At 56.2% G+C, this 26,575-nt stretch carries 31 protein-coding genes; 5 read left to right on the top strand and 26 right to left on the bottom strand.

The genetic code is table 11. From position 1 onward, the window contains the following. Positions 1–435 precede the first annotated feature (435 nt). The 20 genes from ACQ4N8_RS25315 to ACQ4N8_RS25410 all read right to left on the bottom strand — a co-directional run bounded on the left by ACQ4N8_RS25315 (position 436) and on the right by ACQ4N8_RS25410 (position 14,236). The gene (locus tag ACQ4N8_RS25315; RefSeq protein WP_430707130.1) at positions 436–714 is read right to left on the bottom strand and encodes a holin; all 279 of its coding nucleotides are present in this window, start codon (positions 712–714) and stop codon (positions 436–438) included. A gap of 15 nt (positions 715–729) precedes the next feature. Next, positions 730–1,662: a peptidoglycan recognition protein family protein gene (locus ACQ4N8_RS25320; RefSeq protein WP_430707131.1), complete on the bottom strand. Its 933-nt coding sequence runs from the start codon at positions 1,660–1,662 to the stop codon at positions 730–732. A 363-nt stretch (positions 1,663–2,025) separates the two neighbouring features. After that, entirely contained in the window at positions 2,026–2,313 is a 288-nt protein-coding gene (locus ACQ4N8_RS25325; protein WP_430707132.1) for a hypothetical protein, read from the bottom strand. 262 nt (positions 2,314–2,575) lie between these two features. Further along, positions 2,576–2,833: a hypothetical protein gene (locus ACQ4N8_RS25330; protein WP_430707133.1), complete on the bottom strand. Its 258-nt coding sequence runs from the start codon at positions 2,831–2,833 to the stop codon at positions 2,576–2,578. Positions 2,834–2,854: 21 nt separating this feature from the next. Further along, the gene (locus ACQ4N8_RS25335; protein ID WP_430707134.1) at positions 2,855–3,937 is read right to left on the bottom strand and encodes a phage tail protein; all 1,083 of its coding nucleotides are present in this window, start codon (positions 3,935–3,937) and stop codon (positions 2,855–2,857) included. Then, complete coding sequence (locus ACQ4N8_RS25340) at positions 3,927–4,466, bottom strand: YmfQ family protein (RefSeq protein WP_430707135.1); 540 nt, start codon at positions 4,464–4,466, stop codon at positions 3,927–3,929. The genes ACQ4N8_RS25335 and ACQ4N8_RS25340 overlap by 11 nt, the downstream gene beginning before the upstream one ends. 127 nt (positions 4,467–4,593) lie before the next feature. Beyond that, positions 4,594–5,712 (bottom strand): baseplate J/gp47 family protein, encoded by a 1,119-nt coding sequence (locus ACQ4N8_RS25345; protein WP_430707136.1) that lies wholly within the window; start codon positions 5,710–5,712, stop codon positions 4,594–4,596. Then, complete coding sequence (locus tag ACQ4N8_RS25350) at positions 5,712–6,173, bottom strand: DUF2634 domain-containing protein (RefSeq protein ID WP_430707137.1); 462 nt, start codon at positions 6,171–6,173, stop codon at positions 5,712–5,714. The genes ACQ4N8_RS25345 and ACQ4N8_RS25350 overlap by 1 nt, the downstream gene beginning before the upstream one ends. Then, positions 6,166–6,567, bottom strand: a complete 402-nt coding sequence (locus tag ACQ4N8_RS25355) for a hypothetical protein (RefSeq protein ID WP_430707138.1) — start codon at positions 6,565–6,567, stop codon at positions 6,166–6,168. Before ACQ4N8_RS25355 ends, ACQ4N8_RS25350 begins: the two co-directional genes overlap by 8 nt. Next, a complete protein-coding gene (locus ACQ4N8_RS25360) occupies positions 6,557–7,552 on the bottom strand; it encodes an XkdQ/YqbQ family protein (RefSeq protein WP_430707139.1) in 996 nt (331 codons plus the stop codon). The genes ACQ4N8_RS25355 and ACQ4N8_RS25360 overlap by 11 nt, the downstream gene beginning before the upstream one ends. Further along, entirely contained in the window at positions 7,549–8,190 is a 642-nt protein-coding gene (locus tag ACQ4N8_RS25365; RefSeq protein WP_430707159.1) for a LysM peptidoglycan-binding domain-containing protein, read from the bottom strand. Before ACQ4N8_RS25365 ends, ACQ4N8_RS25360 begins: the two co-directional genes overlap by 4 nt. Before the next feature lie 21 nt (positions 8,191–8,211). Next, a complete protein-coding gene (locus ACQ4N8_RS25370) occupies positions 8,212–9,828 on the bottom strand; it encodes a hypothetical protein (protein WP_430707140.1) in 1,617 nt (538 codons plus the stop codon). Between the two features lie 67 nt (positions 9,829–9,895). Next, a complete protein-coding gene (locus tag ACQ4N8_RS25375) occupies positions 9,896–10,021 on the bottom strand; it encodes a hypothetical protein (RefSeq protein ID WP_260071006.1) in 126 nt (41 codons plus the stop codon). A gap of 14 nt (positions 10,022–10,035) precedes the next feature. Then, positions 10,036–10,509, bottom strand: a complete 474-nt coding sequence (locus tag ACQ4N8_RS25380; protein ID WP_430707141.1) for a phage tail assembly chaperone — start codon at positions 10,507–10,509, stop codon at positions 10,036–10,038. A 216-nt stretch (positions 10,510–10,725) separates the two neighbouring features. Beyond that, a complete protein-coding gene (locus ACQ4N8_RS25385; RefSeq protein WP_430707142.1) occupies positions 10,726–11,142 on the bottom strand; it encodes a phage tail tube protein in 417 nt (138 codons plus the stop codon). A 27-nt stretch (positions 11,143–11,169) separates the two neighbouring features. Beyond that, positions 11,170–12,627, bottom strand: a complete 1,458-nt coding sequence (locus ACQ4N8_RS25390; RefSeq protein ID WP_430707143.1) for a phage tail sheath subtilisin-like domain-containing protein — start codon at positions 12,625–12,627, stop codon at positions 11,170–11,172. Between the two features lie 3 nt (positions 12,628–12,630). Continuing rightward, entirely contained in the window at positions 12,631–12,858 is a 228-nt protein-coding gene (locus ACQ4N8_RS25395; protein ID WP_430707144.1) for a hypothetical protein, read from the bottom strand. A gap of 23 nt (positions 12,859–12,881) precedes the next feature. Then, positions 12,882–13,385, bottom strand: coding sequence for a hypothetical protein (locus ACQ4N8_RS25400; RefSeq protein WP_430707145.1), 504 nt, complete (start codon positions 13,383–13,385; stop codon positions 12,882–12,884). 5 nt (positions 13,386–13,390) lie between these two features. Beyond that, positions 13,391–13,549 (bottom strand): hypothetical protein, encoded by a 159-nt coding sequence (locus ACQ4N8_RS25405; protein ID WP_430707146.1) that lies wholly within the window; start codon positions 13,547–13,549, stop codon positions 13,391–13,393. Positions 13,550–13,744: 195 nt separating this feature from the next. Beyond that, the gene (locus ACQ4N8_RS25410) at positions 13,745–14,236 is read right to left on the bottom strand and encodes an ArpU family phage packaging/lysis transcriptional regulator (protein ID WP_430707147.1); all 492 of its coding nucleotides are present in this window, start codon (positions 14,234–14,236) and stop codon (positions 13,745–13,747) included. A gap of 299 nt (positions 14,237–14,535) precedes the next feature. Here ACQ4N8_RS25410 and ACQ4N8_RS25415 point away from each other — a divergent pair, with 299 nt between their 5' ends. From ACQ4N8_RS25415 to ACQ4N8_RS25425, 3 genes are all read left to right on the top strand, one after another. Next, positions 14,536–14,889: a helix-turn-helix domain-containing protein gene (locus ACQ4N8_RS25415; RefSeq protein WP_430707148.1), complete on the top strand. Its 354-nt coding sequence runs from the start codon at positions 14,536–14,538 to the stop codon at positions 14,887–14,889. A gap of 131 nt (positions 14,890–15,020) precedes the next feature. Further along, positions 15,021–15,620: an ImmA/IrrE family metallo-endopeptidase gene (locus ACQ4N8_RS25420; protein WP_430707149.1), complete on the top strand. Its 600-nt coding sequence runs from the start codon at positions 15,021–15,023 to the stop codon at positions 15,618–15,620. Further along, positions 15,601–16,008: a hypothetical protein gene (locus ACQ4N8_RS25425; RefSeq protein ID WP_430707150.1), complete on the top strand. Its 408-nt coding sequence runs from the start codon at positions 15,601–15,603 to the stop codon at positions 16,006–16,008. The genes ACQ4N8_RS25420 and ACQ4N8_RS25425 overlap by 20 nt, the downstream gene beginning before the upstream one ends. A gap of 36 nt (positions 16,009–16,044) precedes the next feature. Here the strand turns inward: ACQ4N8_RS25425 and ACQ4N8_RS25430 are convergent, their stop codons facing one another. After that, entirely contained in the window at positions 16,045–17,262 is a 1,218-nt protein-coding gene (locus tag ACQ4N8_RS25430; RefSeq protein WP_430707151.1) for an oxalate decarboxylase family bicupin, read from the bottom strand. Between the two features lie 196 nt (positions 17,263–17,458). On the opposite strand from ACQ4N8_RS25430, the gene ACQ4N8_RS25435 reads away from it, so the two are divergent. Next, positions 17,459–18,052: an RNA polymerase sigma factor gene (locus ACQ4N8_RS25435; protein ID WP_430707152.1), complete on the top strand. Its 594-nt coding sequence runs from the start codon at positions 17,459–17,461 to the stop codon at positions 18,050–18,052. Beyond that, positions 18,033–18,821, top strand: a complete 789-nt coding sequence (locus ACQ4N8_RS25440; RefSeq protein ID WP_430707153.1) for a DUF4367 domain-containing protein — start codon at positions 18,033–18,035, stop codon at positions 18,819–18,821. Before ACQ4N8_RS25435 ends, ACQ4N8_RS25440 begins: the two co-directional genes overlap by 20 nt. Positions 18,822–18,898: 77 nt before the next feature. On the opposite strand, the gene ACQ4N8_RS25445 is transcribed toward ACQ4N8_RS25440, so the two are convergent. The 5 genes from ACQ4N8_RS25445 to ACQ4N8_RS25465 all read right to left on the bottom strand — a co-directional run. Further along, complete coding sequence (locus ACQ4N8_RS25445) at positions 18,899–19,381, bottom strand: DUF6147 family protein (protein ID WP_430707154.1); 483 nt, start codon at positions 19,379–19,381, stop codon at positions 18,899–18,901. Between the two features lie 45 nt (positions 19,382–19,426). Next, a complete protein-coding gene (locus ACQ4N8_RS25450) occupies positions 19,427–20,080 on the bottom strand; it encodes a 4'-phosphopantetheinyl transferase family protein (RefSeq protein WP_430707155.1) in 654 nt (217 codons plus the stop codon). A gap of 1 nt (position 20,081) precedes the next feature. Next, positions 20,082–20,822, bottom strand: coding sequence for a thioesterase II family protein (locus tag ACQ4N8_RS25455; protein ID WP_430707156.1), 741 nt, complete (start codon positions 20,820–20,822; stop codon positions 20,082–20,084). Between the two features lie 2 nt (positions 20,823–20,824). Beyond that, positions 20,825–24,745: a non-ribosomal peptide synthetase gene (locus tag ACQ4N8_RS25460; protein ID WP_430707157.1), complete on the bottom strand. Its 3,921-nt coding sequence runs from the start codon at positions 24,743–24,745 to the stop codon at positions 20,825–20,827. Between the two features lie 22 nt (positions 24,746–24,767). Continuing rightward, positions 24,768–26,575: condensation domain-containing protein (locus ACQ4N8_RS25465; RefSeq protein WP_430707158.1), on the bottom strand; the 1,808-nt coding region annotated here is incomplete at its 5' end.

The following is a 26,575-nucleotide window of genomic DNA, read 5'->3' on the forward strand; positions in this document are numbered from 1 at the left end:
CTCCCTTAACGAAAGGGATAATCGTGCAAAGCAGCATGCAGAGACAACAAGACTCGAACCCTATTGACCGTCACGCCTTGGCCTGCCTTTATGCACATCGGGTAAATTGTTGGGTTTAATGCAACGCCTATGACGGTTTGTACGAAAAATCGTATAGGACCTTAAAAAACAGGCCGATTTTCGAGGATTTGTACGTTTTTTCATATAAAAAGTTCAAAATAGACGCCGGACGGGGCATCTTTGTACGATTTTTCGTATATTTTTTGTTGAGGGAAGGTCTTTGGGCGAGGTATTATACGAAATTACATATAGTTTATCCAACTTTTGCCACAGTAAGACTAAAAAAGAAATAGACCGTTCCCCACTAGGAAATGGCCTATTTCTTTACCGTGGACTTCATCCAGCCTTTTTTTCAAACAACCACCCCAGCGTGAATCACTTACCCTTGGTCATCCCTTGCCGAATGTTCCCCAGCTCGAACAATCCGGTAGCCGATAATCCGGCCAGTCCTCCCGCCCACAGCCGCAGGACCAGCTCCATCTCCGTAAATGGATACGCGGCTGCGCCTACCAGCACACCGATGACGACCCCGATGAACGGAATCAGGTTTTTCGGCAGATTGATGGTCGTCTTCACAAGTTGCACAAGGGCTAACACAAAGACGGATAGCACCGAGGCAAATGCCAAAACGTTGGTCAAAATTTCGTTTTGCATGACCTCTCTCCTTTCTTATTGCTCCGGAATGCCCGCAGCGCGACGTAGGTAATTCGCCAAATTGTTAAAATGTTGGGCTCTTGCCCCGTTTCCTTCGCCCCTCGCTTTAAACCAAGCCGGAGAGAGCCAGCGGAAAATGATCTCCTGCGCATTGCTTTTCGGTAATGGAATCAACGGCCCCGCCGAGGATGCCGATGCCAGCGGGATGCCCGCGGCCACCCGCAGGTTGTTAGCCAAGTTATGAAAATGCGTCATACCAACCTGGTCGGTCTTGACTTGTGAGGCAAGCCAGGCAGGCGATACGTAGTTGTCGATCAACGACTGTGCGATGGATGCCGGGAGTGGCGTAAAGGACGTATTCGAGTTTGGCGTCGGGCTGGGAGTGCGCGTGGCGTTCATTTCGGTCGAGATGTCATCCAGCAGATTTTTCAGCGTTTTGCCGCCGGTGGCCAACGCTTGCTCCGCGTCGCGCCTTCTTGCCGGATCCAACTGCTTGTGGGAGGGGATAAAGGTGTAGGGATTTTTGTTCCACTTGCTGCAGCAATACGCCAAATACCAGACATACCGCTTGTACGCCTCCGTAAAGTTTATGCGCCCGCCGTAACATAATTCCACCCCAATCGCCGCATCGTTGGCATCGTAGCCAAACCGGTCGTTGTCGGTCGTCACGTCATACAGGACGTGCCAGGCTTTTTCCGCCGGGTCGGAACCGGTGCCGGTCGGTATAATTTCAAGAACTTTCGTATCGTCGATAAAAACATGGGCGGAAGCGGATCGATCGTTCTGCGAGTTGAAGTAGGCATAATGGTTTTCCGCTGTAGCCCCTGGATTACCCGTATCATGCGCCACGAAAAACTCCGGTGCTCCGGTCAACAGCCGCGTCCCGGGCCGCACGTTCGACCGTTTCGCGACGTACCTCCGCTCAATTTTGTATTTGCTCGTGTCCATAACCGTGATCACCCCTTTCATTTATACTATTCCGTTGGCCGGTCAATCCGCTTGTGCGCTTGCTTGGTCGACTCCAGGGCGCGCGTCAGCCGTTCGGAAAAGACTCCGAACCGCTGGCCCTGCAGCTAAAAGAAAAGAGCCTGCGTAAAATACGCAGACTCATGGTCGCCTCCGGATTGGAGGTGATACCTATGAAATTGAAAATTAACCGCCCAGGTTAGCGCTAAGGTGCGGGTTATTCTCTGCCTAACATTTGGAGGTTTCCCACCCAAGTGTTGTACCGGGGAGGCTGTGGCGCAGCCTCCTTGTTTCTATTGTTATCTTAGCATACTCTGTCATACACCTCAATAAATTACAAGGCGTCTATTCCTCCAACCTATCAATCCGCTTATGGGCTTGTTTTGCCGATTCTTCGACGCGTGTCAGCCGCTCCGAAAACGCCTCAAACCGTTGTCCCTGCAGCTTTTGCTCCACCTTCATATCGTCCACGCCACGCTTGATGTATTCCACATCTGCCCGCTGCACCGCCTCCGCCTCGGCCGACTCCTCAGCCTCCCGCTTCGCCGCCTTCGCGCGCCCCGCCCACCCCAACGCAATCCCGCTAACCGCCGCCAAAACCGACGTCACCGCAGTAATTATCGTAATATCCATTATCTACACCTTCTTTCGGGGAAAATAAAGAGCCCTCGGAGGGCCGAGGGCATATGAAACTTATCAATATTAGTGTTATATTTGCATAGTTACGTCCAAGAGTCCATTAAGCTGCTGTACCGTTTACGACTTCTGCGACTACAGTCTTGAGGTTAAACAGTGTAGGAACTTGCTCCAGTGTGTACGATCCGGCGAGCGCCAAACCCACCCACACCTTAACGAGCCGCTATCTTTCGTGTACGTCATATCGTTTCACCTCCTCTCATTCCGCCATCATGGCGGCCATCGACATAGTTAGGTCTGCAATGGCCTGCTTGTTTTCAGCGTCTGATTGCTCCAAAGCCGTCAACTTGTCAAACAAGGTTTCTTCTGGAGTTGGTGGTGTCCATCCGGGTTCTTGAAAGCCTAAAAAATTACCCTCTGTTATATTGGATACTTCAACCAAAGTAAAGCCGTCTTTTTGCTTTTCGTATATAATCTGTTCCGCTTCTTCTTCTGTTTCGTATTTAATGATTAACATAAAAATAATCGCTCCTTTCCTTTAGGTAGTAGGGTAAGATGGGGCCGGCTCGGATATAGCATATGGAATTAAAGAACCGTATAGTACGGGTATTGCATACCTAGCACCACCAGAACCGCTGTTACGCACCCACAGTTCTAATGTATCACCAACATTAAAGTAGATATCTTCGGTATAGTATTGGTTTACTTCATACTGACCATTAGCTCTCTGTGCACCATAAGCAACTCCGTTTTTATAAATCTGCCCGTAAGCCACCTGGCTGTTAAATGCGTACAAACCGAATTTTACACGGTAAGTACCTTTTAACCCTATTTTTATCGTGTGTACCTTCGCCCAATTAGAACCATAGTAAGTCACGTCGTACCAGTAACCAACCCATGAATTGTAAATCATGTTATTACCCGCTGCCATTACAGGTTGCGGGATGATCTGCCCTATCTTACTAGCCAGCGTTGCAGGGCTATCATCAACGCTAGCCACTACGCCTTTTTCTGTTATTTGATTTGCAATGGCCGTCTTATCTGTGGCTGTTAAACGTTTAAGGCTTCCCTGTACCCCAAAAATGTTTACATCATCAGGTATATTCCCGGCTACTAAGTCGGCATCACCTATAACGTAGCCGTTACCGTTATGGATGCCCGCTAAGATAGTTTTGTTCGTAGTGCCAGGTGTAATAACTTGCGCACCTCGGTTAGTGATAGCGGCCATCTTGTTAAACAACGTACCCCAACTATCTGCCATGGACGCCGATACTCCCCAGGCAATGAGGGCGTCCACTGCTTGTTGCTTACGCTCATTGCCAGCTGTTTTTGCCGCTTGGGCCTCCTGCGCTATATCCGCCAAATGCGCAGCAAGATTATCACTTACGGCCTTCACAGCCCTCTCAGTCGCTGCCACATCCTCCCGGGTACCGTCGATTGCATTCGAAAGCTGCACCTTCCCCTTCACCGTCAACGAAGCATCAGGAATATCAATATCCCCCACCGCCGCATCAATCTTATCCCAGTTATCATTCAACATCGTTTGAATATTAAAGGTTTCGTTTCCGTCGGTCACGGGGTCTTTTTTGAGCAAATTGAGATTCGGTGTGTTAGTAGCCAATCGGATCACCTCCTGCAAATTTGTTTAATGGGATTTGTTTCAACCGGTTGAGAGTCAGTACTTCGTGAATGTCACGGATCAACAAGTAATTAAACTCAAACTCCACCTTCAAATGGGCCGGTTTTAGTTCTTCGATAGCGGCTTTCAGATCATCCAGGTTTGGTGGTATGCCCACCGTATCCACGAACTTCACCGTAAAGCTCCAATCACTCGGCTGAAAAGAAACATCGACTTTCCCGCCGTCATATGCCTCCGCCACACTCTTCACCAATCGCCCCGAGAACTTACCGCTGCCGCGCAGCTTCGATTCGACGACGGCACGGCGCTGGTCAATCGGCTTTCCGGGGTCGGTCGCGATACCAAGCTCGCTTTCCCAGCGATCCAGGCCCCAGGTGGCCGTGCGCACGAAGAACTGCTGCAACGTCTCGTCCAGCGCCTCGAACAGCAGGTCCATCTCCGTGCCTTTGGCGTTCATATCCGCCTGCATGATCCGGGAGGTTTCGTAATAGCCTGGGAGGTAGGAAAACATCTCGCGCCCCCGGGGGCTGGTTAGCAATGAAACGCTCGAGCTTGCCAGTAAAGATTCACTCGCATTTGTAAGCAAAGCTTTACTCTTACTCGTAGGTAAACGCTCCCTCGTTTTTCCCTGCAAAGCTTCACTCATACACGTCCACCGTCCCCAGCACGGCCACCTGACCCGTGTAGATCTCCAGGTTGGTGTCCGCGTTGCCGTTTACCGTCAGCTCGGTATAGTCGATGATCGGCGGAATGTCGAGCAAAATGGCGGCAATCCTCGTAAACCGCACCAACGGATCGGCAAAAGCGAGCTGCTTCAGATAAGCGCGCACGCCATCCTCGATCTTCTTTTTCACCTCATCCATTGTCACCCCGCTGGCGAGCGTCAGCTTCACGCGGATATCGATCGGCACTTCCTCGGCGGCCATCACCGTCACGATCGGCCCTGCCGGAGCCGCCCCTTCGCCCTGCCCATTTCGGGTCGGGTCGATATAGGCCTGTGCCGCGGCGACGATCTCGCTACTCGCTGCTCGCTTGTCCGCGTCCAACAGGTAGATGCCGACCGTCCCCGGCCCCTGCCACAAAGGCTCCACCTGCGCCCCGCCCACGCCGGGCACCTCGCCGGCCCACTTCAGGTATTGCGCCTTGTTGCCGCTCGTCCCCTGATTCCGCACCTGCGAAAAAAAACGCTCCAGCAGCAGCTCATCCGACTCGGTATCGGCCCCGCCCCGCGTGGCCCCCGGGTTCGTGACGGCCGTCACCCCGCTAACCGGCACGGCCATCACCATGATCACGCCGGCCGGCACTACCCCAGCCCGCCCCGGAACCAACGCCTGGATCGGGGCCGTCCCCTCGCCGCGCTCGTCCACCGTCACGGCCGCCGTCGTTTCGTACTCCATCGACGCCTCTGCCGAAAACTCATCCGCCGGCGTCGCCACCACCGTCCCCGCGGGCACCGTTTTCCCCGGCTCCCCGGTAAACCTGACCACGCCCGTCGCTGCCACGGCCGGCCGCCGACTGATCCCGTGCTCCGCCGCCCGGAGATCGAGATACTCCCCGTACGCCGTGCTCGCAAACCCGCGCGCCAGCAGCTGCTGCGCCCACGCCGCCGCCTCCGACAGCATGAACGCCGCCGGCGCTTCCGCGTCCCAAATAAAAGAACCCTCGGATTTATCGATATCCGAAGGCACCCGGTCCAGCATCCGCTGCATAATCCGTTCTTCCGTCTGATCCTGCAAATAAAGCGGCAAATCCGCCATCACGTCACGCTCCCTTCCACCAGTACCTCTTCCTCCCGCACGTTTTTGACCCGGCACGCAAATCGGCATCCATCCTCCTGCCAGGAAAAAACAACCCCCTCGACGCTCAGCGTCCGCGGGTCTACCATCAACGTTTCCGTCGCGATCCGCCGGATCTCGCTTTCCTGGACGGCCCGGCTGTAACCTTGGCCGATCAGGTCCTCGAATTCCTGCCCATACGAGCGGGAATAGATCAAATGCCGATACCGCGGCGTACGGATCGCTTTTTCGCACCACATCTTCCAGGCGGCGATCTCGTCGGCTTGGGCGATTTTTCCCGTGGGCGTCACCACGAATTCCCCGGCTTCAAAATCAAACCGCCAGCTTCGCCCAAACGTCGTTTCATCCGCCGCCGCTTCGAGCCCATCCAGCCCTGAACCCGACCACGAAGCCGCCACGGCCTCCGGAAAAAGATTAGCCATTCCCACTCACCACCCTGCAAAGCACAATCGCATCATTCCCGCCGTTCAGCGGCAGCGCCAGCACACGGTCCCCGGGTTGGTATTTGAGCGACAACACCGCTTTTTCGGTTTCCGAAGGCGCGAACGAAAACTCCCCTTGGCCCCCCACGCTGCCGTCTGCGCTATCCTTCAACCCGCGGACTTCGCCGCTCAGTGTCAAATCCGGAAGCTTCAACGTCCCCGGAAATTCCGCGACCAAATACTCTTTGATTTCGTGCTTGAAGCCGTCCAGCTTCAGCCCCGTTCCCGTAATGCTTCCCAGCTCCGCCGTCACGCCCGTTAACGCTTCGGCTGCTTTTTTTGCGGCATTTTCCCGCAGCGAAACGGCCAAAGCGGCATAAGGATCAATGGTCAAGATAATACCTCCTTTTCACGTCGTCCATCGTCGCCAGCTCCAGCGTCATATGGCCGGGGTCGCCCAGCTCATGCGAGACGGAGGTCACGATCAGATTCAGCCCGTTAAAATTGACCTTATCTCCGGCCCGGATCGTGTTCAGATCCACGCAAGTGACGGTATACGTCTGGCCCTGGCCGGTTAACATCGATTCGGCAAACTTTTTGGCGGCGCCGGCGGTTTTGACGTTTTCATCCTGCACGATCCGCTGGAGTACGCCGTATTTAGCGGTTTCCCCGCTGGCCATGGCCAATACTTTGGATGGCGCGTTGTTCCCCCGGTCCTCGGTCCCGATCACCTTCACCCGCGTCACCGTGCCTTCCAGCGTGCGGCTTTGCGTCGCTTCCTCCAACTGCTCCAGCTTCCAGACCACGGCGTTGCCGCCGATCCGGAACAGCGTTAGCCCGGCGGGCGTCATGCGCGGAACGTACATCTCCCCTCCGGCCTTCACCGTCTCCTTGAGATCGGACATCATCATGCTGTAGAGCGTTTGCGGGCGATAGACGGCTTTTTTCAACTTCGTTATCGTATCCGGCACCGCATCGAGTTGGATGTTCCAGTCGGCGGCGTATTTCCGCAGGCGCTGGGCAGCCGTTCCCCCAACCGGAAAAAGATACTCGTCCTCCGACTTCGCCAAATAAATCGTCCGGTCGTACACCGTCACCGTCATGCGCTTCGCCTGTTTCAGCGTGCTGGAGCATTCCCACACGACGCCCGGATGAAGCAGCGGAACCATGGGACCCCCGCTCGCCATGCCCCCGCCGCTGCCGAACGGCACGCCGCTGATGCGGATTTCCTGCCCCGGTTCGATGCCGGGAAAAGACGGCGGAATGCTCAACTGTATGGAACCCTGATACGAAATCTGATCAAGCGAATCCTTCAGCGTGATGCCCTCGACCAGCTCGCGCAAATAATATTTGTTGTGCAGCACCGCTTCGTAACTCACTGCGGCATCACCAGCTTTTGCCCGGGCTTGATCCGGTTCGGATCCTTACCGATCGTTTTTTGGTTCGCGCCGTAGATCTGCTGCCACTTCGAGCTGTCGCCCAGCTCCAGCTTGGCGATTTTGGACAGCGAGTCGCCGTCTTTGACGACGTACGTTTTGGCCGGTTTCTTCGTATCCGGTCGGCTCGTTTTGCCGGATGCCGCCGCCGCCCCCGCAGCCGTATTAGTGTGCAACTTCATCTCTCGCCAGGTCCGGGCGGTCAGGTCGAAGTACACGTCCCCCGGCTCCCCGCCCCGAAAGGTGCTGTTGTGCGCGGCGATCGTGACCAGAGTGTTCACGGCCGTATCGGTGATGATCATCCGGACCGGAGACTTGCCGTTCATCATCGTCGTCAGCCGGTTCATCGCCTCCTGCGGGTCGGGGAGATTTTTATAGTTGCAATAACCCGGGTCATAGGCCGCCGGAAAAAAAGAAGAGAAGGCGATCTCCTTCACCTTCTCTCCAGCCGGAAAGTCGTATTCTCCCAGCGATACGATATTGACCGTCTCCACGCCTTTGCCGCGAGAGATCGTGATCCCTTCCGGGTTGACGGGAAACACGAAATTTTGACCCGCGCCGTCGATCAAACGGATTTCCATGCTGCTCATCGCCTCCTCCCCCTACTTCAGATTTTGCATGGCGTACCGCACCTCGTTGGCGATTTTCCAGCCGGCGGTCTCGGCCAACTTTTCATAGTCCAACTTCTCTTTGTCAATGGTGAGATTGATAGTGCCTTTGGACATGGAGACGTTAACCGGAGTTGGCGGCTGGTTGTAACCGGCTCCGCCGATTTTTGACCTAACTTCTTCCGGCAGCTGATAATAGTTTGGAACCGGAGTGCCCATTACCTTGGGAACGTTCGCGGTTGGTTCCGGACGTGTGACTCCCTGCACGCTGGGTGCCATGACCCGGTCGGAATACACCTGGGGTTTCGGTTTGATTTTGCCATGAAAAAAATCATAAATAAAGCCGCCAATGGGATCGCCTAATGAATCACCTACCGCGGCGCCAATGGCTGGAAAAGCAACCATCCCTACCCCGCCAGTTACCGGAGCTGTGAAAGTGCCCAGAGCTGCGCCTCCAAGACCTAACAATCCTCCCAAAACAGCTGACGTTACTTTTTGATACCTCTCCCTGCCAGGTTTAGCCGAAAATATCTCGTAGCCGTCCATAAGCAACCCCACGTATCCCCCCATTTTTTTGACAATAGGAGTTACTTTATCTCCCAAAAAACTGAGCCCCTTCGTTCCCGCATCCGTTAAGCGTTCCATATTTTTGGGAGAAATCTTAGGCTCTAGGCGCGACCGTAGCCCCGGCCATTTTCCTTGCCACCAATTTTTCACGGAGCCTGCTGCTCCCGTTAGCTTCGGTTCCAGAGTTTCCTTAATACGGTCCTTAAAATATTCCTTGATAACCTTCCCGCCAAACTCTAGGACTTTGGAAGTTCCGTCCAAAACATTTTGTATAGGGGACTGTTTTCCGGAAGAAGGAGAAGATCCTCCCGATTCCTGTGGCGATTTGGATCTGGAATTAAATGCGACCCCTAGCCCGGAAAGAACTGTTTGAGTTGCCCCGCCATTTTGGGAAATCTCGGCCATCCGATGAGAGAAAAGATCATAGGCATCAAGTTTAGGAAAACCCGGCAAGCTAGAAAGAGGGGGATTTTGCCTTTTCGGGATTCCCGAACTTCCGCTTCTTTTCCCGGCACTCCTCCCACCTTGCCCCAAACCTCCTTGTTTTCCCGACACGGGTATCTCCACCAGCCCCAGCGACTCCATAATTTTCTCCTTCAAACCATCGTTAAGCATGGTACCGATGGTTGAAGAAATCCGCTTCAGCGTGCTTTTCCCGTCGGAGCTCATCCATCCGGTAAAAGAATCCCCAACCACCGCCTCCCAATCCACCCCCGCGACCGAAACCCGCCATGGGGTAGCGGCCAGCGAAGCAAGGGAGGCGCGGACCTTCAGCGCCGCGGCGGAGACGCGATCATTGAACTGCACCGTCGGCTTCGCCGCCGTGCGGTGCAAGCGTTCCAGTGCGGCTTCCGCCTTGCGGGCGGCGGACGTCCAGCGGTCGTCCAGCGCGAGGACGGGCTTGATTCGGGTCTTGCCCAGAAGCCCGGCGCGGCGCCGGGTCTGTTGCAGCAGCTTGTCCAAGCTGCGCAGCTTCTTCTCGGTTTTGTCGATATCGCGGTCGTCAATCTCCACGTCAAGTTCGTAAGTCTCTTTGTCTGCCATAGTTTTACCTCCTTTCCTCGTGCTGCGCCTGACTGAACCGAGCCAGAAGGCGGGGAGCTAGCGAAGCTCACAGCATCTCCAGCTCCCGCTCCGAAAAAGCCCGCAGCAGCAGGCGCTCTCCCTTGGGAAGCGACCAATATTCCCCGGGGCGAAGATGATGCCGCGTCCACATATGGAACAGCAGCGTCGTCATGCCGCCGGAGCCAATTAGTTTTTTACGTCTTCGATGTCCACCCCGAACCCGGAAATCTCCAGCACTTTATCGCCCACGGCGTCCAGCTCCCCGGCCAGCAGCAGGCGGCGCACCGCCTCTTCTCCGCCGGACAGCTTCAATCGGCTGGTCAGGCGTTCGTCGCCCCAGCCGCTCAGCTTCACGCTTTGCGGCTCTGCGCCTTCGCCTGTTTTTTTCACGACCTCCAGCATCGAGGTGGCTTCTTTGATCAACGCCGCGTTAAACAGCTCGCTGTCGATCTTCTCCGTCACCTGGCCTTTGGTCGTCTTACGCACCGTGCACCGTTCGCGGATCGCATCTACCTTGCTGGACGTCAGGCCCCGCAACGTTACACGCAGCCCCAGCCGCCCGATAAAAACGGCCTCCTCCGGCAGGTTCGCCGCCGTTTCGAAGAGACCGTCCAAAATTTCCTGTTCATTCACCAGATCAAACGATTGATGTTCACTCAATTTTTTGTTCCTCCTTCTGATATCGCCACGGAAAATAGCGGTATAAAAGGGCGTTATTTATTCCCAAAACCGGGTTTTCTGCAAAATAAGACCATTTATTACCGCTATTCCCACCATGAGGCGGCAAAAAGCCAAAATAACGCCCAAAATGTCCGCTATTTCCTTACGGGCAGGTTAGGATATCATCCTTCCAGGATAGCTATCCGCCAATCTCAACTAAGACGCTACGATCGGGTCCAGCAGCTCGTACGACTCGAACGTGAACGGCGTCTCCTCGGTCACCTCTTCGCCGGCGGTCCAGTTGGCCAGCTGGATTTTGTCGACCATGCAGTTGTTCAGTTGGATCCGTTCGAAGCCGTAGGCTTCCGGATCGTCCAGTTTATGAATGATCGAAAACTTCTGGAAGCCGCGTGCGATCATATCGGACGTGACCTTGTAGCCGCTCATCGTGCCGGTGCCCTTTTTGCGCCCCAGTTTGAACACCGTATAGTCGGTGCCGACGAGATTCAGCTCCTTTTTCTCCGCTTCGACGCTCGCCTCCAGGTGGTTCAGGTTCGACTGCCATACCCCTTCGATAAAAATCTGGCCGAACGTCCCCATCATCACGCGGCTGGGATCAAGAAATTGTGCCATCGGTAAACTCCTCCTCCAAAAATAAAATTATTGCACGTAAAACGTGCCGAAAATTTGCTCCATCACATCGGTATCGTCCGCCGTCCAGGCCAGGAACACCTGGTCGTCTTCCGGCGTGTATTGCGGCGCATTGCCGTAAAAACGCGGATCCAGCGTCACGTCGAAGCCGGTTCCCTCGATCACGTTCTCCGCGGCCAGGGTTTGCAGGTACTGCTTCCCGGCTCCGATCAGCGCCAGCCGGCCTTCCTCGGTATTGTTCACCTTGCCGATGTAATAGTCCTCCGCGGTACGCTGCAGATCGGCGTTGATCTGATCGATCACGCGGATTTTGCGGATCTTCTTCCAGCCTTTGTTTTGGCCTTCACGCGACGAAATCAAGCTGTTCACCCCGCGCAGCACCTTCACCCGGCGGCCGTCGTGGACGAGCAGGAATACGCCGCCCTGCACCGCCTGCTCCTGCTCGGAGCGGGTCCAGCGCCGCGTCACGTCGTCAAAAGGCGCGGCCGCATACGTGGCCGACGCCTTCAGCGGCTGGCCGGCGATGAGGCCGGCGGCCCAGGCGGCCACCTGCGCGGACGCGTACGCCTTGCCGTTCAGCACCGCGCCGGTGCCGACGTTGACGACGCCTTCGTGATCGATGGCGGCGCTGCGCGCGATCGTTTTGCCGACGGCGTCGGCCGCGGTATCGTCGGCAGCGGATCCGCCCAGCACGGCGATGACGCCTTTGCCTTCTCCGCGGACGCGCTTCACCCAAGCGACGACGCTGGTCCGCAAAGCCGCGTCCGACACGCCGTCCAGCGTGAGCACATGGAAGTCCTGCGTCTCGAACGCGGACAAAGCCGAAGCGTATTCGGCGTTTGTGATCCCCGCGATCCCGCTGTCCCCGCCGGTCAAGGCCGCCCCGGAGACGTCTGCCAACGCGCCGCCCTCCAGCGCTTCGGCAACGATCCAGGCATTCGCCGGATCGCCGTTGACGGCTGCGGCCGCTTGCACAGCCGAACCGTCGCCCAACGGGAACGTACGCAGCAGCGTCGTCCCTTCATAGAGCTTCAACTCCTTGCTGCCGGGAAGCGACAGGCTGGGCCCAATCGACACGATGAAGTCATTCCCGCGTTTGCCGGGATATTTAGCTTTCACCCGCAACGCTGCGGCGTTCGACGCATCCTGAAGCGTTAACGACGCCTCCGCAGCGGAAGCCCCGGCCAACCGGTAGGCCAGCAGTTTCTTGGGACCTCCTAACAAAGCGAGATACAACGTACGGTACGCGGTTGCTCCATCCGATTCGTCCTCCCGGAACAACTCCCGGATTGCCGCCTCACTTCCCACTTCCACGAATTGTCCTACCGGTCCCCAATGGGCCTTCACCGGAGCGACAACAACACCGCGTGCCCCCGCCTGGATCGCGTTCCCCGCCGCACTGACGAAATTCATATACAGCCCGGGCAATAGCGGCTGATCCGTTAAACTCCATGTTCCTCCTGCCATAACTTACAGCACCCTCTTTCCCAAAAATTGTTTGACGAGGCGTTTTGCTTCATCGACTTGCATCAGCTTTTGATCCAAACCCGCCGTTGCTCCGGCGAACACCTCCGGTTTGACGCCCAGCAGCGTTTCCGCTTCGGCCATCAACTCCGCAACCGGGTAACCCGGAAACACGGCTTCGGCTTGCTGCGGAGCGGAGTTCACCGCCGGTTTGGCCTTTGGTTTCGATTCCATCGAATTCTTCCCTGCCACTTCATTCACCTCATCTTGGATTGATATTGCACGAACTGCATCAGCGGCGCTTCCGCCGAAGGCTTAGCCGTCCGCTGGATCAACGTGACGGTCAGAGGCCCTGCCGCTGTCGTCCCGCCCTCCGTTCCTTCCGTCGGCACGCTCATTTTTGGCTCGACTATGCGCAGATATCTCCTTGCGGCACCGCCGTCCAGCGGAATTTTAATCGCTGCGCCCAGCCCTTCCAATAGCCTAAGCACGGCCGCATGCTCCTGATCGGTATCGTCCGTTTGAAAAAAAGCCGTCATTCGCTTACGGACTTCGAAGGACGACGGCCCCAGCACCCGCACATCCATGCCGATCATCCGCCACAGGACGGCGGGTGGAGCGGCATCCGGCGGCCAAACTCCGCAGTGCGCCTTCCATTCCGGGCCCAATGCCGTTTCCGACCAAGCCGCCAACGTCGTTAGCCAAGGATCGCTCATAATAGGCACCGGCTCGGCATTCAGGTTCATCGGATCTCCCGCCATGGTTATCACCTCCTTTCCAGCGCGAATTCACCATGCACGCAGCGCGGCAGGCTGCAAAACTGCTTCGTTCCCTCCAGCCGCCCCCAAATGCAGCCTTGGCAGCGCGCCGGTTGAACCCAGTCCAGCTCGGGCAGCATCGGCGGCGTCTTGTTTTTTTTCCGCATAAGCATCCCTTCCTTCCCAAAATAAAAACCGCTGATACGCTCAGCGGCTTTCATCCAATTTGTTATTCGAGATCAGAGATCTTTACTTTCCACGCTATCAATTTATCACGGGGAACACCAAACGAACGGACAAGCGCCGGACATTCACCGGACAGCAATCGGACAATGCCCCAACGGCAAAAAAAGGGCCGGCTCTCAGCCGACCCCGTGCGTCGATGTTCTGGACTTCTCTTCCTCATAGACCTCCAACCCCATGGCCGCCGCCAACAAGCGGATGGCACTGGCTTTGATGCGGCGGTACGTGCGGTCGCTGATGCCCATTTCGCCGCAGCTGATAAAATCGTATTCCCCTTCCCGGTCCAGATAGCTTCGCTGGATGACTTCGCGCTGATCCGCCGACAGTCCTTCCATCGCCCGGTCAAGCAGCAGCGACTTGCGGATCAGCTCCGCTTCCTTATCCGCATTCCGGATCGCCAGCCGTTCCGTCGGATTGCTGATCACATGGGTTGAGCCGTGGTACCGGGGCTCGTACCCGGCAGTAATGAATGCCTCCTGGCGGATAAGGCCAATTTGCCGGTACTGCCTGACCTCCTCCAGGCGTTTCTCCACCGCCGCCCGGGTCGCGCCCTCATCCACCGGCAATGCGCTAAACAAAGCATGATACACATGAATGCGTCTTCTCCCCATCCGTAACCCCTCCTATAGATAATAATTGCCGTTTCGGCAATAAAATGATTGATCCCGGTTTAAACATTGCCTTTGCTTGTCCTATCCATTGGATGTCACAACCTCCTCTCGCCTCCCTCCGACTCCTCTTTTTTACCAATTTGGTAACCGTATCCTGATTATAATTTGCCATTTTGGTAATGTCAACTTGTTTTATTGCCATTATGACAACAATAAATTAATCTTTCCTTAGTCACGCCTCTTTACCAAATTGGCAACTTATGCTAAGCTAATCTAAACGGTAAAAAAGAGGAGTAGCTATGCAAACGCTGGGTGATCGAATCAAATACCTTCGAGAACAACATCATCTCACGCAAAAAGACCTGGCCTCCAAAGCAGATATTTCGGTAGTGCAGCTGTCCAGATACGAGACCAACGACCGCAAGCCGGACCCGGAGGTGCTGCGGAAAATCGTCGATGCCTTGGATAGCAGCGCCGATTATTTGCTGGGCCGCACGCCCGATCCGTCTCCATCGGCGGAGAAGGGAATGAGCTTGTCTTTCTTCGGCGGGCCCGAAGCATATACGGCCGATGAAATCGCCATGATGGAAGCCGCTTTGAAGGCCTACCGGGAGCAGAAGAAAAAGCTGCTGAGCGGGGACGAAGCGAAATAGCCAAGGTTTTGGTTTTGCAGCGTGCAGCCTTCGACTTTGATGAACATACACACCCATAACGGCCCTGATTGTCTAGGGGCCCTTATTTCGGGCCACGAACCGAACATACATTCTTATTCGAGGTGGTTTTGATGTTATACGCCTACTATCATGAAACCCTTCTGGAGCAATGGATCAATACGAAATACCTGAACTGCGGCATAGTGAAGCCGGCCGATCTGGACATCGAGCGGATTGCCGAAGCTTTCGGCGTCGGGCTGGTTTACGAGACTTGCCCTTCCTTTTCCGATAACGAAGAGAACGTGATTTTTCTGAATAAACATATGGAAACGATCCAAGCCCGGGTCGTCTTCTTCCATGAGCTGTGCCATGTGCTGCGACATGCCGGGGACCAGCGCAAGATGACGTCCTTGTTCAAAAACGCCCAGGAGACCGAAGCCGAACAATTCGTGCTGTATGCGGCCGTACCTTTCTATATGTTCGCCAAGCTGCCGGTGCCGGATCATCGCAGCGAAGCGGTGGCCTATACCGCCGAACAGTTCCATGTTCCTCTGGAACTGGCCGAGCAGCGGCTGGACCAAATCCAGCGGCGGGTGCTGCACGGCAGCCTGATTGCGGCGGCGCAAGGAACGAGCCGACGGCAGCCGCAGCCGGAGCAGGGCTGGTCGCTCGAAACCCGGAGGATGTTGTCCCAACTGGAGCGGCAGGTCCATGGCAAAGGGGGGCGTTAACGGCATGCGAATCGCGGCCTATTGCGATTTCTACGGAGACGCCTCCCGCCCGCTGCAGTTGATCGTGCACGTACGTCCCGGGGAGCCCGATTGGTCCGGAACGCTGTACGTTCCGGTCACGGGACCGTTCGAACCGTTTGCCCCCGAGGATTTCGGCGATCTGCAAGGCGTGTCCGTCCTGCTGGAAGATCTCATGCAACGCAAAAAACCGCCGGGGCCTTCCGGCGGTTCTGAACGCATGGATGGATTCGATTTCGAAGACCCCCGGCCGCATATCGGCATTAACCTGGCTCGAATCGCCGCGCGCCATGGGGAGCCCGGTGACATCCAGCTGCTGGTCGTGCAGATGGACGATGTCGAAGAAGCGCTTCGCTACGAGCGAAATTGATGTCAAATCAATTCAGGCCAAGTGCATGACGGAGCATTAACGCGGCTTATTCGTCGCAGCGTATTCCACCACCGGCCACTTTTGCTTCCGCAGCGCATCCATCAGCAGCGGCCCGACATGCAGATTGTCCTGCACCAGCTCGCGCGGCGTCAGTGCCATCCATTGGTTTAAGGATACGTCGGCGAAGCGGTCGCTGCGGAACATTTCCAAAAACCAGATGCTGCGGTCGCCCGTGTTTTGGATGTAGTGGCCGTAGGTAAAGGGGACATAACCTACATCCCCCGCCCTGACATTAAACGTTCGGGCTTTGCCGCCTCCGGCAAACACGGTCATGCGCCCCTTGCCCGATAAATAATATTGCCATTCGTCGTTGTTCGGGTGCCAATGCAGCTCCCGCATGGCGCCGGGCTTGATTTCGACTAGCGCCGCAGCGACCGTTTTCGAAATCGGGAAATTGGTGGAGTCGACGATTCGAACGCTTCCGCCCGGCGTTTTGAGCGGTTTCTGCGCCAGCAGGCTATGCTTGAAGCTGAGAGGAATTTCCCCGTAAGGAGAGGTAACCTTCTGGCTGTCGATCGGACCGGGTACGCGATCCTGATAAATATAAACCTGGCTTGCCGGAATATGCTCAAACGCTTTGCGCGGAACGCCGAAGTTGGCCGACAGCACCTCCTTGGGCGTGTGGGCAAACCAATCGGAAATCGACAGCGTGTTCAGATCGGAGAAATGGCCGTCGTCAAAGACAAGCAGAAACTCGCACCCTTCCTCCAAACCTTGAATCGAATGGGGAATTCCCGGCGGAAAATACCACAAATCCCCCACGCCCACGTCGGCGATAAAATTCCTCCCCTCCTGGTCCACGGCCGTAATCCGGGCTTTGCCCATAATCATAAACGACCATTCCGCCTGCTGGTGCCAGTGAAGCTCCCGCACGCCGCCGGGCGTTAAGCGCATGTTTACCCCGGCCAACGTCGTGGCGATCGGCAGTTCCCGTACCGTAATCTCCCGGGACCAACCGCCGTGGTTGAGCTGCATATGCGTATCGGAAAACGAGAACTTCAAATTCGGGATCAACCCGTTATCCGTGACCGGAGGCACCAGCATATCGGGATTCTCCAAATCCCGCATCACATCCCGAGGCCCCGTATCCGTCGCTCCGCTGCCGTCGTCGCGGATCGGCTCGGGAATTGCCGTTTTCTCGGAAGGATATTCGGCGGGTACCCGTTCCTCTCCCGATTCCAAATATTCCGTCATCGACAACTACTCCTCTCCTCAAACAAGCTATTCCAAACTTTTCCATAAAGAGATATTATTCCCTCTCCTGCCGAATTATGATTTTACATAACCTTACATTAATAAACAATTTAAAATGTTTCATATATTCCCTTTTTATGCAATAATAACCTTACATATATTATTTTTCTAGATTTACAACTGGAGGTCCGACAGAATGGAATCAGAGAACAGCAAACGATTGCTGCTTTTATCCCCGAATTTCTATGCGTTGAATGCTAGTTTGCAAGAAGAGGTTTTTAAGCTTTACTATCAATTGAACTATAGTTCGATCATGTATATGGTGAAGGATCATGGCGCTGCCGAGGATATCATTCAGGAGACCTTCCTGAAGGTCTTAAGCAAGTCACCGGACATCGAGGACGAGAAGCAATTCATCGCCTGGATGAAGGTGCTGGTTCGTAATGCCACGATAAATTATTTGCGCAAGGTAAAAAAATTTCGTAACGAAGTCGACGTAGAAAGCGTCTTTTTTAAAGAAGAGCCCAGCGCCGATCTGGAGTCGATCGAAAACCAAATCGAAGTGATGCTGCTGGAAGAATCGATCATGAACGATTTGAAGGACCTGAAATTCGAATATCGGCTGCTGATCGAGCTCAAATGGAAGAAACAGCTCTCCTACAAGGAAATCGCTCTGGTGCTGAATTGCTCGGAAAATACGATCAAACAGAAGCTTCATCGTGCCCGTGCGGCTCTCAAGAAAAAAATGAACCTGAAATGGGGAATTTTAGATGAAAAAGGACGAACTTGAACGGCTGTTTGATGAGGCCTTTTCCAATGCCGTCGAAAAAATGCCGCCTCCCCATATCCCGAGCCATAAAGACGCCTGGAACCAAGTCCAGCACAAAATCAGGCGCATGCAGCGGCAAAGAGCGGTCCGCAGATCGGTTGCCCGAGTCGGGATGCTCGCGGCTTCGCTTATACTAGGTGCCATGCTGTTCGGCAACCCTGGGGTGTCCACGGCTTTTACCCCTTTTTATGTTACGGTGAAGGAACTGCCCAACCATATGGTCTCCTTCTTCTTCGGCAACAAGGACAACCCGTCGATGGAAGCCAAAACCCCGCCTCCTAGCCCTTCGGCGACAACGCCGGCCAAGCATGACAGCGAAGTTGAAACGGTGGCGCTGGGACCCCATCATACCACGGATCAGTTAGCCTTTGCTCCGCCGGTCATCCGGTTTATCCCGGACCGATACGAATTAGTCGAAACCGACCTCAACGTCATTTCGGACGAGGATCAGGCCAAACAAATTTTCTTCACGTATACCAACAACCGGCAGGAAACGCTGCGCATTTTCGTCAGCCAATTGGAGGACGATACCACGATCGGCTCCGGCGCCGTTCAGGACGAGCAGATGGAAATGCTGCACATTGACGGCGGGACGGCTTATTTTACCGTAACCCAGGACGGCACCAACAAGCTGGAGGTGCTGAAAGCCAATTTATATGTTTACATTATCGGCGATATTGCCAAGGATGAGATGGTAAAGGTGGCCGAAGGCATCACTCCCGCGAATTGATCACAGACAGGATCGAAAGCATCCGGTTCCCCGCGAACCGGATACTTTCTTGATCAATGGCTGCCGTTTCTATGTAGTCAGTCGATCAGAATATAGTCCGAAACCCGTTCCCCCTGCTCGTAACCCCCGTCGTTGTTGACCCAATGCACCGTTCTCAGTCTGTAATAATAACCCGTAGGCACCGTATAAGTCGTACCGTTCGTGTATACGTCGTCGTTTGTCGTGCTGTACGTCAAGCCGGAGTCGACGTTTCTCCAAGCGGTACCGTCCCACTTCTGCAAATACAACGTCAGTCCGATGGAATCCACGTTCTCATAGGCCATGGTCGTGCCGGTAATCGTCACCACCCCGGAGGATTTTTGCGAGAGCTTGTTGAAGCCGTCCAGCAAATACTCGTGCTCCGGATTAAAGAAGCCCATAATGCTGAACTGCATGACGGGAGGCGGCGTTTTTGCCCCGTCTTCCGGTTTGATTGCGGCGTGGGCGGTGACGTTGAAAGCCGTGAACATCAAACACAAAGCAAGCCCGTACAGCGATAATTGCAATTTCCAATTTTTCAACAACCCGATCATCCTTTCATCCTTCTTCTTGAATTCGCTCCTGGTTTATAAAACATGACTCGCTTCAGCCAAATGGTACAGGGCATCAACTCCTTTCAGACGCACCCGTTCCGGAAACGCCTCGGACCTGGAACATACCGCCAGCTTATATCCCGAATCCACCTCGTAATGCTTAAAATAACACGGCAGCGGGTCTTCCGGCAGCGCCATGCTAAGCCCTACCCCCAGCAGCTTGACCCAGCTCTCCTTCAATGTCCAAAAGTCGTAAAAATACGCTTGACGAGCTTGCTCCTCCTTGTTCAGCAGCGCGCGGTACTGCTCCTCGGAGAATACGTACCGGGCCATTTCCAGGTCCAGCGGCTTCATTTCCTCGATATCGACCCCCACCTCCTGGTCATCCACCGCGCAAACGACCCAGCGTCCCGAATGGGAGAGGTTGAAATGAAAGCCGGGAAAGTTCGCCGCCTGCGGTTTGCCGTAAGGGCCGGCGGTAAACGCGATCTCCTCGTTCCTGACGCGAAACCGGCCGCATATGATTTCCCGGACCAAAGCCTCGCCGATCAGCCCCCGGTGCGCATCCTCCGGGTTCCGGTATTTCCGCACTTTGCTGCGCCGCTCGGCGGATACGAGGCCGAGCAAACGGCCGTATTCCTCCGGCCGAAGCAGGCGCTCCATGTAAATGCCGTAAATGTCCATCATGTCAGGAAAACACCTTATTCCTTGACGGGACGTCCATTACTATGGACCGAATCGTACTCGCAACTTTCTCGGTCTCCGCCAGCAAATACATATGACCGCCGCGGAAATCGTAGTACCGGACGCGCTGGGCCCATTTTTTCCAGCCGAACGCATATTTCATGCACTTCTCGTCATGCTCTCCGTTGAAAATGAACACGGGCGACTCCAGAATGGTATGGTCCTTGTGCTCAAAGCTTTCCAGCGCCTTGAAATCCGCCCGGAAGGCCGGCAGGAAGAAGTCCATCACCTCCCGGGCCTGCACCATCTCCGGCGGAATGCCGCCGATGCCGATAATGTATTCGAGCAACGCCTCGTCGTTCATATGGCTGATCGTTTTGCGGACCATGTTCGGAGGCTGGATGCCGGAAATGATCATCGCCTTCGGGTAGATCCCCTCCCGTTCCAGCTTTTGCGCGATCCGGTATACCATCAGCCCGCCCATGCTGTGCCCGAACAGGACGAACGGCTTGTCCAGCCGCGGCAGCAGCGCCTGGCGGTAAAGCTCCGCCAGACGCTCGAAGTCGTCCACCAGCGGCATGCGGTTGCTCCCGTGCCCGGGCGGCTCGATGGCCAACATGTCGCAGCAACTCTGCAAATAAGGCTGCAGCGGGCGGAACGATGCGGAGTATCCCCCGGCGAAGGGAAAACAGACTAATTGTAGCTCGTGAGACGCGTAACCTAACTGTCGAATGAGCCCATCCATGTTTATTTCGCCTCCATTACATAGTCATGCTGCCGTGCGAGGTGACGGATGATCGAGGCGTTCAGCGGCAGTGCCTGCCCCTGCAGCATCTCATCGTGTTTGCCGTACCCCCGGTGCTCGGCGTAAGCCGCCGACGTCGCATCCTTCCAATCCGCCAACCAGACCGGCAGCGGGGTAGCGGAGCCTTCCTGTTCCGCCTGGAGCAAAACGATCTCCGCCGCGATGCGGCCATGGAGCACCAGCTCGACGTAATACGTGTAGTAGCCTTTCATTTTGCGCAAAAGCCCTTGTCGGTTCGCCTCGTTCTGCAGGTACGGATTGTCCCGGTTGACCTCCATCAGCCGGTTCACGTCGTGCTCCACCGTGCGTCCCTTTAAATCGCCGACCCCGGTTTTCCGATAAGCATCGACCATGATGACGCGGTTCACGGTACGGCCGCGCGCCTCGATTTCCCGGGCGGTTTCAAACGCCAGGCTGCCCCCTGCGGAGTAGCCAAGCAGCGTGATCCCCCCCTCGGGCTGCAACCGGGTTATGCTGTCGGCGTATTGCCGAATCCGGTCCTCCGCCTCGAGGAAATCGAAGGCGTGTACACGGAATTCCGGCAGTTCCCGGGCCAGATCGCCAAACATGATCCCGTATCCGAGCACCGGCGGAAAGACGTAAAGCGGCTGTTCCGCCTCCGGGTTCAAGGTCGTCAAACCTTGAACCGGCCGCAGTCCCCTACGGTCGGGGGCCGCATCCTTGTCCGCCGCCGTTGCGTCGTCCAGCAAATAGGCGGCCATAGCGGCTATCGTCGGCGACTCGAATAAAACTCCGACCGGTACGTCCCGGCCGAATTCCTTCAAGATTTGCGCGCACAACGCCATCGCCTTCAAGGAATGCCCGCCGAGCGCGAAAAAGTTATCGTGAACGCCGACCCGACGTACCCCGAGCACCTCCGACCATAACCGGGCCAGCGTGGATTCGGTATCATTCCGCGGCGGCGTCTTTGCCGCAGCCGACTCCCGTTGGTCCTGCGGTTTGGGCAACAGCCGTCGGTTGACCTTGCCGTTGGCCGTCAACGGCAGCTCATTCAGTTGAACGAAGGCGGAAGGGACCATATAGGCAGGCAGGCTCCCCGCCAGGTACGTTCCCAATTCTTCCGCGACCCGATCGCCGCCTCGATCGCCAACGACATAAGCGCATAACGTCGTATCCCCCATTTCGCTTTGATCGGCCAGAACAATGGCTTCTCTGACAAGCTCATGCCCAAGCAGCTTCGCTTCGATTTCGCCCAGCTCGATGCGGTGGCCGCGGATTTTGACCTGGTCGTCGATGCGGCCCATGAATTCGATGCTTCCGTCCGGAAGCCATCGGGCCAAATCGCCGCTCCGGTACATCGTTTGGCCGGGCAGGAAAGGATGCGGCACGAATTTGTCCGCCGTCAGATCCGGGCGGTTCAAATACCCGCGGGCGACGCCCTCGCCGCCGAGGCACAACTCGCCCACCGCTCCGAGCGGCTGCAGTTGCTGCCCCGGGCCTAGGATATAAGCCCCGGTCAAAGTCAGCGGCTTCCCGATCGGGATCGAGACGGCTGATTCGGAAACCTCTTCGTCCACGGGATGGAACGTGGCGAAGACGGTCGTTTCGGTCGGGCCGTAGACGTGGATGATTTTGCCCGGCCCCAGCAGCTGCCGCGCCTTCCGCACATGATTCGCCGAAGCGCGTTCGCCTCCGAACAGCACCTTGCGAATGCTGCCCATCCAGCCGGTTCCGGCATCGACCAGCAAGTTAAACAGCGCCGTGGTCACGAACATGACCGTAATCCGCTGCCGTTCGATCAACTGCGTCAGCTTGCCGATATGCAGGATCGTTTCCTGGGCGGCGACAACGAGCTTGGCTCCGTTCAGCAGCGCCCCGAACAAATCGAAGGTGAAGCCGTCGAACGCAAAGTTGGATAACGAAAGCAGCGTATCCTTCCGGGTAATGTCGATATAGTTCGTATGCTTGACGACGCGGGTGATATTGGCGTGCGTCGTCAGCGTGCCCTTCGGATTCCCCGTCGTGCCGGACGTATAGATGACGTACGCCAAATCGTCCGGGCCGGCCGAAGGTTCAAGATTATCCGCAGAACCGTCATACAACGCCGAATCGTCGAGGTAGAGATGAGGCCCGACGTAAAGACCCGCCAGTCGCTCCCGCAGCTCACGCTGGGTCAACAGCAGCGCCGCGCCGCTGTCCTCCAGCATGTAGCGGATGCGCTGCTCCGGGTATTCCGGATCGATCGGCAGGTAAGCGCCGCCGGCCTTCAACACGGCCAGGATGCCGACGATCATTTCAGCGGAACGTTGGACCAGCATTCCCACGATCGTGCCGCGCTTTACGCCTTGGACCCGCAGTTTTCGGGCGAGGCGGTTGGCTCGCGCATTTAACGCCTCGTAAGTCAAGGACGCCTCCTCCGTAACGAGCGCGACTTGCTTCGGTTTCTCCGCGGCCTGAAGCTCGAACCACACCGGCAGCGTCAACCGCTCCGCCGGATGACGGGTGTCTCCGGCTCCGGAGACTTCGGGATTAAACGCCGCGAGAAGCAGGCGTTCCTCCGCCTCCGGCACCACCCGCATTTCGCCAAGCGGCAGCTGCGGATTCCGGCAGGCCTGAGCAATGATTTCAAGCAGTTGCTCCTGCAAGCTTCCGATGAAGGAGGGATCGAATACCTCCGCATTGTAGGCGATTTTCAATATCAGCTCATCGCCCGGCGAAGCCATCAGATTCAGATCGTAATTGGACTTTTCGGCCACGCTCGTTTGGCCCATCGCAAAGCCCAACTCCTGCTCCTCCTGGCGCGAATCGGATTCCTGGAGCGGATAATTTTCAAACACGAAAATATGATCGATGAAGTCCGGCTGCCCCGCCCGGCTCTGAATATCATATAGAGGAACGAACTGGTGCGTTTCCGACTCCAGCAACTGGTCCTGTATCGTGCTGACCAGTTCGCCGAAGGTCATCCCTTCGCCGAGGCGAATCCGCCTCGGGACCACATTGATGAACAGGCCGACCATACTCTCCACGCCGGCGATTTCCGCCGGGCGGCCCGACGTCACCGTGCCGAACACCACATCGTCCGAACGCTGGTACCGGCTGAGCAGAACCGACCAGGCCGCCTGCAGGGCGGTGCTGAGCGTCGCTTGCCGCCGCTTCGCCATCTCGGCAAATGCCCGGGTCTCTTCCGCGCCAAGCTTGAAGTACGACTCCTCCGATGCATATTGTCCGGGAGCGGTCGGCTTATGGCGCTGATCGGCAAACGTCTTTTGTCCGCCGAAGCCGGCCAAATACCGTTCCCAATAGCTCAACGATTCCTCCTTGTCCCGTTGCTCCAGCCATTTAATGTATTCCTTATACGGCTTGACCGGCTGAAGCTGGTAAGGCTTGCCCTGGCGCAAAGCGCGGTAAACCTGAAACAGCTCCCGGACGACGATGCCGAAGCACCAGCCATCGAGCAGGATATGGTGATAACTCCACACCCACTCGTATTCGTCCGCTCCCGTCTTGAATACGGTCGTCCGCATCGGCAGCTCGCGGGATAAATCGAAACCCGTTTTTTTGTCCTGCCGCTTATATGACTCAATATGACGTTTGCGCTCATCGGCCGCAAGGTCCGATAGATCGATTTCCCGGATAGGACATGGTCTCTGCTTCAACACGACCTGCACGGGACGTTTCATCTTCTCGTGGACGAATACGGTACGAAAAATATCGTACCGCTCCATGATCACGTCCATGCTCCTCTGCAGCAGCTCCGTCCGGAAGGCCCCTTTCACCGGGATGGCAATTTGCTCGATGTAAAAGCTTTGCCCGGGATGCAGCAGGGTGTGAAACAGCATGCCTTCCTGCATCGGAGACAAATAGTAGATGTCCTGCACCTGGTCCTTTGAAAATTGGCTCAATTCGTTCGCCCCCACCGGTAAATTAGTTTAATTTCTCCGCGAGCACGTCGAAGATATCCCCGACGTCCTCCATCCGTAAATTCCCTGCGCTAAAATCGCTTGGCGTAAATTCGCGCTCCTCCTTGGCGGAGCAATGTTCGATCAGTTCTAGAAGATGGAGCTTGAAGGCGTCCATCCGCTGCATGATCGTGCTGCGCAAGTATTGCTGCTTGTTGAAGGAGCACGTTACGATCAATCGTCCTCCTTGGACGAGGCCGCTGAAGTTCAGCGCGTACACGCTTTCCGACTCCCGGCTGGTCTGAGGCCCCATATCATACGGAGAAGGGCCGAACAGCTCCGTCTGCACCTCTTGATCGAACTGGCCCAAATAGTTGAAGCTGATTTCCGGCGCCAGCCCGAACTGCAGCTCCTGCTTGTGCGCCTCATCCGTCAAGTAACGGAGGATCCCGTACCCGACGCCTTTATGGGGTACGCCGCGCAAGGTTTCCTTCACGGTTTTGATCAAATCCGGCAGCGGGGCAAAACGGTCGATCTCCAGCACGATCGGATATTGCGCCGTAAACCAGCCGACCGTGCGGGAAACATTAAGCCCGGGGAGGATTTCCTCCCGGCCGTGCCCTTCCAGATTGATGGCCAGGGTCGGTTCGCCCGTCCACTCGCGGATGGCCAGCCCTAAAGCGCAGAGCAAAATATCGTTCATTTCCGTCCCGTACGGCTCGTGAACCTTCGTCAGCAAAAGGCGCGTTTCTTCCGTCGAAAGCTCGAACGACTCGGCTCCCGCATCCTTCGCTTTGCGAACCGGGGCCAGGTTGTCCTTCGGGAGCGGGAGAACATGCGCCGTTTCGAGGTTCCGCCAATAATCCCGCTGCTTCAGGAACCCTTCCGTATCGGCATAGGCGGTTAGCGCCGCGGCCCAATCCTTGAAGGAATTCGTTTTCTCCTGAAAAAGAATGCGTTCCCCCCGCGAAGCCTGCCGATAGCCGGATACGAAATCCTCCAGCAAAATCCGCCAGGACACGCCGTCCACCACCAAATGGTGAATGGCCAGCAGCAGATGGTCGCCCTGCTCCGTTTGGAAAATCGCCGCCTTAAGCAGCGGCCCCCGGCTCAGGTCATGGCTGCCCTGGAGCTGGCCGGCACGGGCGGAAATCCGTTCTGCCGCATCGTTGACGCCGCGCAGATCGACGACTTCCAGGCCGAAAGCTTCCTCATTCGGGGTTAAACCCTCGTTATATTGCACGATCCGGTCGTCCTGATGTCTAAAGGCGATGCGCAGCGCGTCATGATGCTCCAGCAGACGCAGCAGCGTTTGCCGGACCCATCCGGGCTCGAAGCCGGACGGCGCATGCAGCATGATCGACTGGTTCCAATGATGGCGTTCGGTGAAATCGCGCTCGAAAAACCATTTCTGGATCGGCGTCAACGCGACTTCGCCGAGGACCGGTCCCTGTTCGGCCGGTTTTCCGTCTGCCCGCTGCAAGAACGGAACAACCTGCTCGATCGTCGGATGCTGGAACAAATCCTTCATCTCCAGCTTCCATCCATGCTTCTGGAGGCGGCTACCCATCTGGATCGCCTTGATCGAATCGCCGCCAAGCGCAAAGAAGTTATCCCGCGTGCCGATGATCATGAGGCCCAGCACATCCTGCCAAATCTCCGCCAGCAGCGTTTCGAGCTCGCTCGCCGGCTCTACGTAATCGCCCGCGGCCGCCGTCAGCTCCGGCTGCGGCAACGCCCGCCGGTCTACCTTGCCGTTCGGCGTCAGCGGCAATTCGCTGAGCTGCACCCAATACTGCGGCACCATGTATTCCGGCAGCTTTTGCGCCAGCG

The organism is Paenibacillus macerans (genome assembly GCF_050565405.1).
Lineage (GTDB): Bacteria > Bacillota > Bacilli > Paenibacillales > Paenibacillaceae > Fontibacillus > Fontibacillus macerans_B.

Excerpts from the sequence above, each read along its gene's own strand:
- ACQ4N8_RS25330 (WP_430707133.1), bottom strand. The coding sequence starts at position 2,833 with ATGTTAATCATTAAATACGAAACAGAAGAAGAAGCGGAACAGATTATA.
- ACQ4N8_RS25400 (WP_430707145.1), bottom strand. The coding sequence starts at position 13,385 with ATGGCGGGAGATCCGATGAACCTGAATGCCGAGCCGGTGCCTATTATG.
- ACQ4N8_RS25365 (WP_430707159.1), bottom strand. The coding sequence starts at position 8,190 with ATGGAAATCCGTTTGATCGACGGCGCGGGTCAAAATTTCGTGTTTCCC.
- ACQ4N8_RS25450 (WP_430707155.1), bottom strand. The coding sequence starts at position 20,080 with ATGATGGACATTTACGGCATTTACATGGAGCGCCTGCTTCGGCCGGAG.
- ACQ4N8_RS25420 (WP_430707149.1), top strand. The coding sequence starts at position 15,021 with ATGTTATACGCCTACTATCATGAAACCCTTCTGGAGCAATGGATCAAT.
- ACQ4N8_RS25325 (WP_430707132.1), bottom strand. The coding sequence starts at position 2,313 with ATGGATATTACGATAATTACTGCGGTGACGTCGGTTTTGGCGGCGGTT.
- ACQ4N8_RS25350 (WP_430707137.1), bottom strand. The coding sequence starts at position 6,173 with ATGGCTAATCTTTTTCCGGAGGCCGTGGCGGCTTCGTGGTCGGGTTCA.
- ACQ4N8_RS25455 (WP_430707156.1), bottom strand. The coding sequence starts at position 20,822 with ATGGATGGGCTCATTCGACAGTTAGGTTACGCGTCTCACGAGCTACAA.
- ACQ4N8_RS25320 (WP_430707131.1), bottom strand. The coding sequence starts at position 1,662 with ATGGACACGAGCAAATACAAAATTGAGCGGAGGTACGTCGCGAAACGG.
- ACQ4N8_RS25395 (WP_430707144.1), bottom strand. The coding sequence starts at position 12,858 with ATGGAATCGAAACCAAAGGCCAAACCGGCGGTGAACTCCGCTCCGCAG.
- ACQ4N8_RS25385 (WP_430707142.1), bottom strand. The coding sequence starts at position 11,142 with ATGGCACAATTTCTTGATCCCAGCCGCGTGATGATGGGGACGTTCGGC.
- ACQ4N8_RS25430 (WP_430707151.1), bottom strand. The coding sequence starts at position 17,262 with ATGACGGAATATTTGGAATCGGGAGAGGAACGGGTACCCGCCGAATAT.
- ACQ4N8_RS25435 (WP_430707152.1), top strand. The coding sequence starts at position 17,459 with ATGGAATCAGAGAACAGCAAACGATTGCTGCTTTTATCCCCGAATTTC.
- ACQ4N8_RS25410 (WP_430707147.1), bottom strand. The coding sequence starts at position 14,236 with ATGGGGAGAAGACGCATTCATGTGTATCATGCTTTGTTTAGCGCATTG.
- ACQ4N8_RS25370 (WP_430707140.1), bottom strand. The coding sequence starts at position 9,828 with ATGGCAGACAAAGAGACTTACGAACTTGACGTGGAGATTGACGACCGC.
- ACQ4N8_RS25315 (WP_430707130.1), bottom strand. The coding sequence starts at position 714 with ATGCAAAACGAAATTTTGACCAACGTTTTGGCATTTGCCTCGGTGCTA.
- ACQ4N8_RS25440 (WP_430707153.1), top strand. The coding sequence starts at position 18,033 with ATGAAAAAGGACGAACTTGAACGGCTGTTTGATGAGGCCTTTTCCAAT.
- ACQ4N8_RS25345 (WP_430707136.1), bottom strand. The coding sequence starts at position 5,712 with ATGGCGGATTTGCCGCTTTATTTGCAGGATCAGACGGAAGAACGGATT.
- ACQ4N8_RS25405 (WP_430707146.1), bottom strand. The coding sequence starts at position 13,549 with ATGCGGAAAAAAAACAAGACGCCGCCGATGCTGCCCGAGCTGGACTGG.
- ACQ4N8_RS25390 (WP_430707143.1), bottom strand. The coding sequence starts at position 12,627 with ATGGCAGGAGGAACATGGAGTTTAACGGATCAGCCGCTATTGCCCGGG.
- ACQ4N8_RS25425 (WP_430707150.1), top strand. The coding sequence starts at position 15,601 with ATGGCAAAGGGGGGCGTTAACGGCATGCGAATCGCGGCCTATTGCGAT.
- ACQ4N8_RS25340 (WP_430707135.1), bottom strand. The coding sequence starts at position 4,466 with ATGTTTTCCTACCTCCCAGGCTATTACGAAACCTCCCGGATCATGCAG.
- ACQ4N8_RS25375 (WP_260071006.1), bottom strand. The coding sequence starts at position 10,021 with ATGACGACGCTGCTGTTCCATATGTGGACGCGGCATCATCTTCGCCCC.
- ACQ4N8_RS25415 (WP_430707148.1), top strand. The coding sequence starts at position 14,536 with ATGCAAACGCTGGGTGATCGAATCAAATACCTTCGAGAACAACATCAT.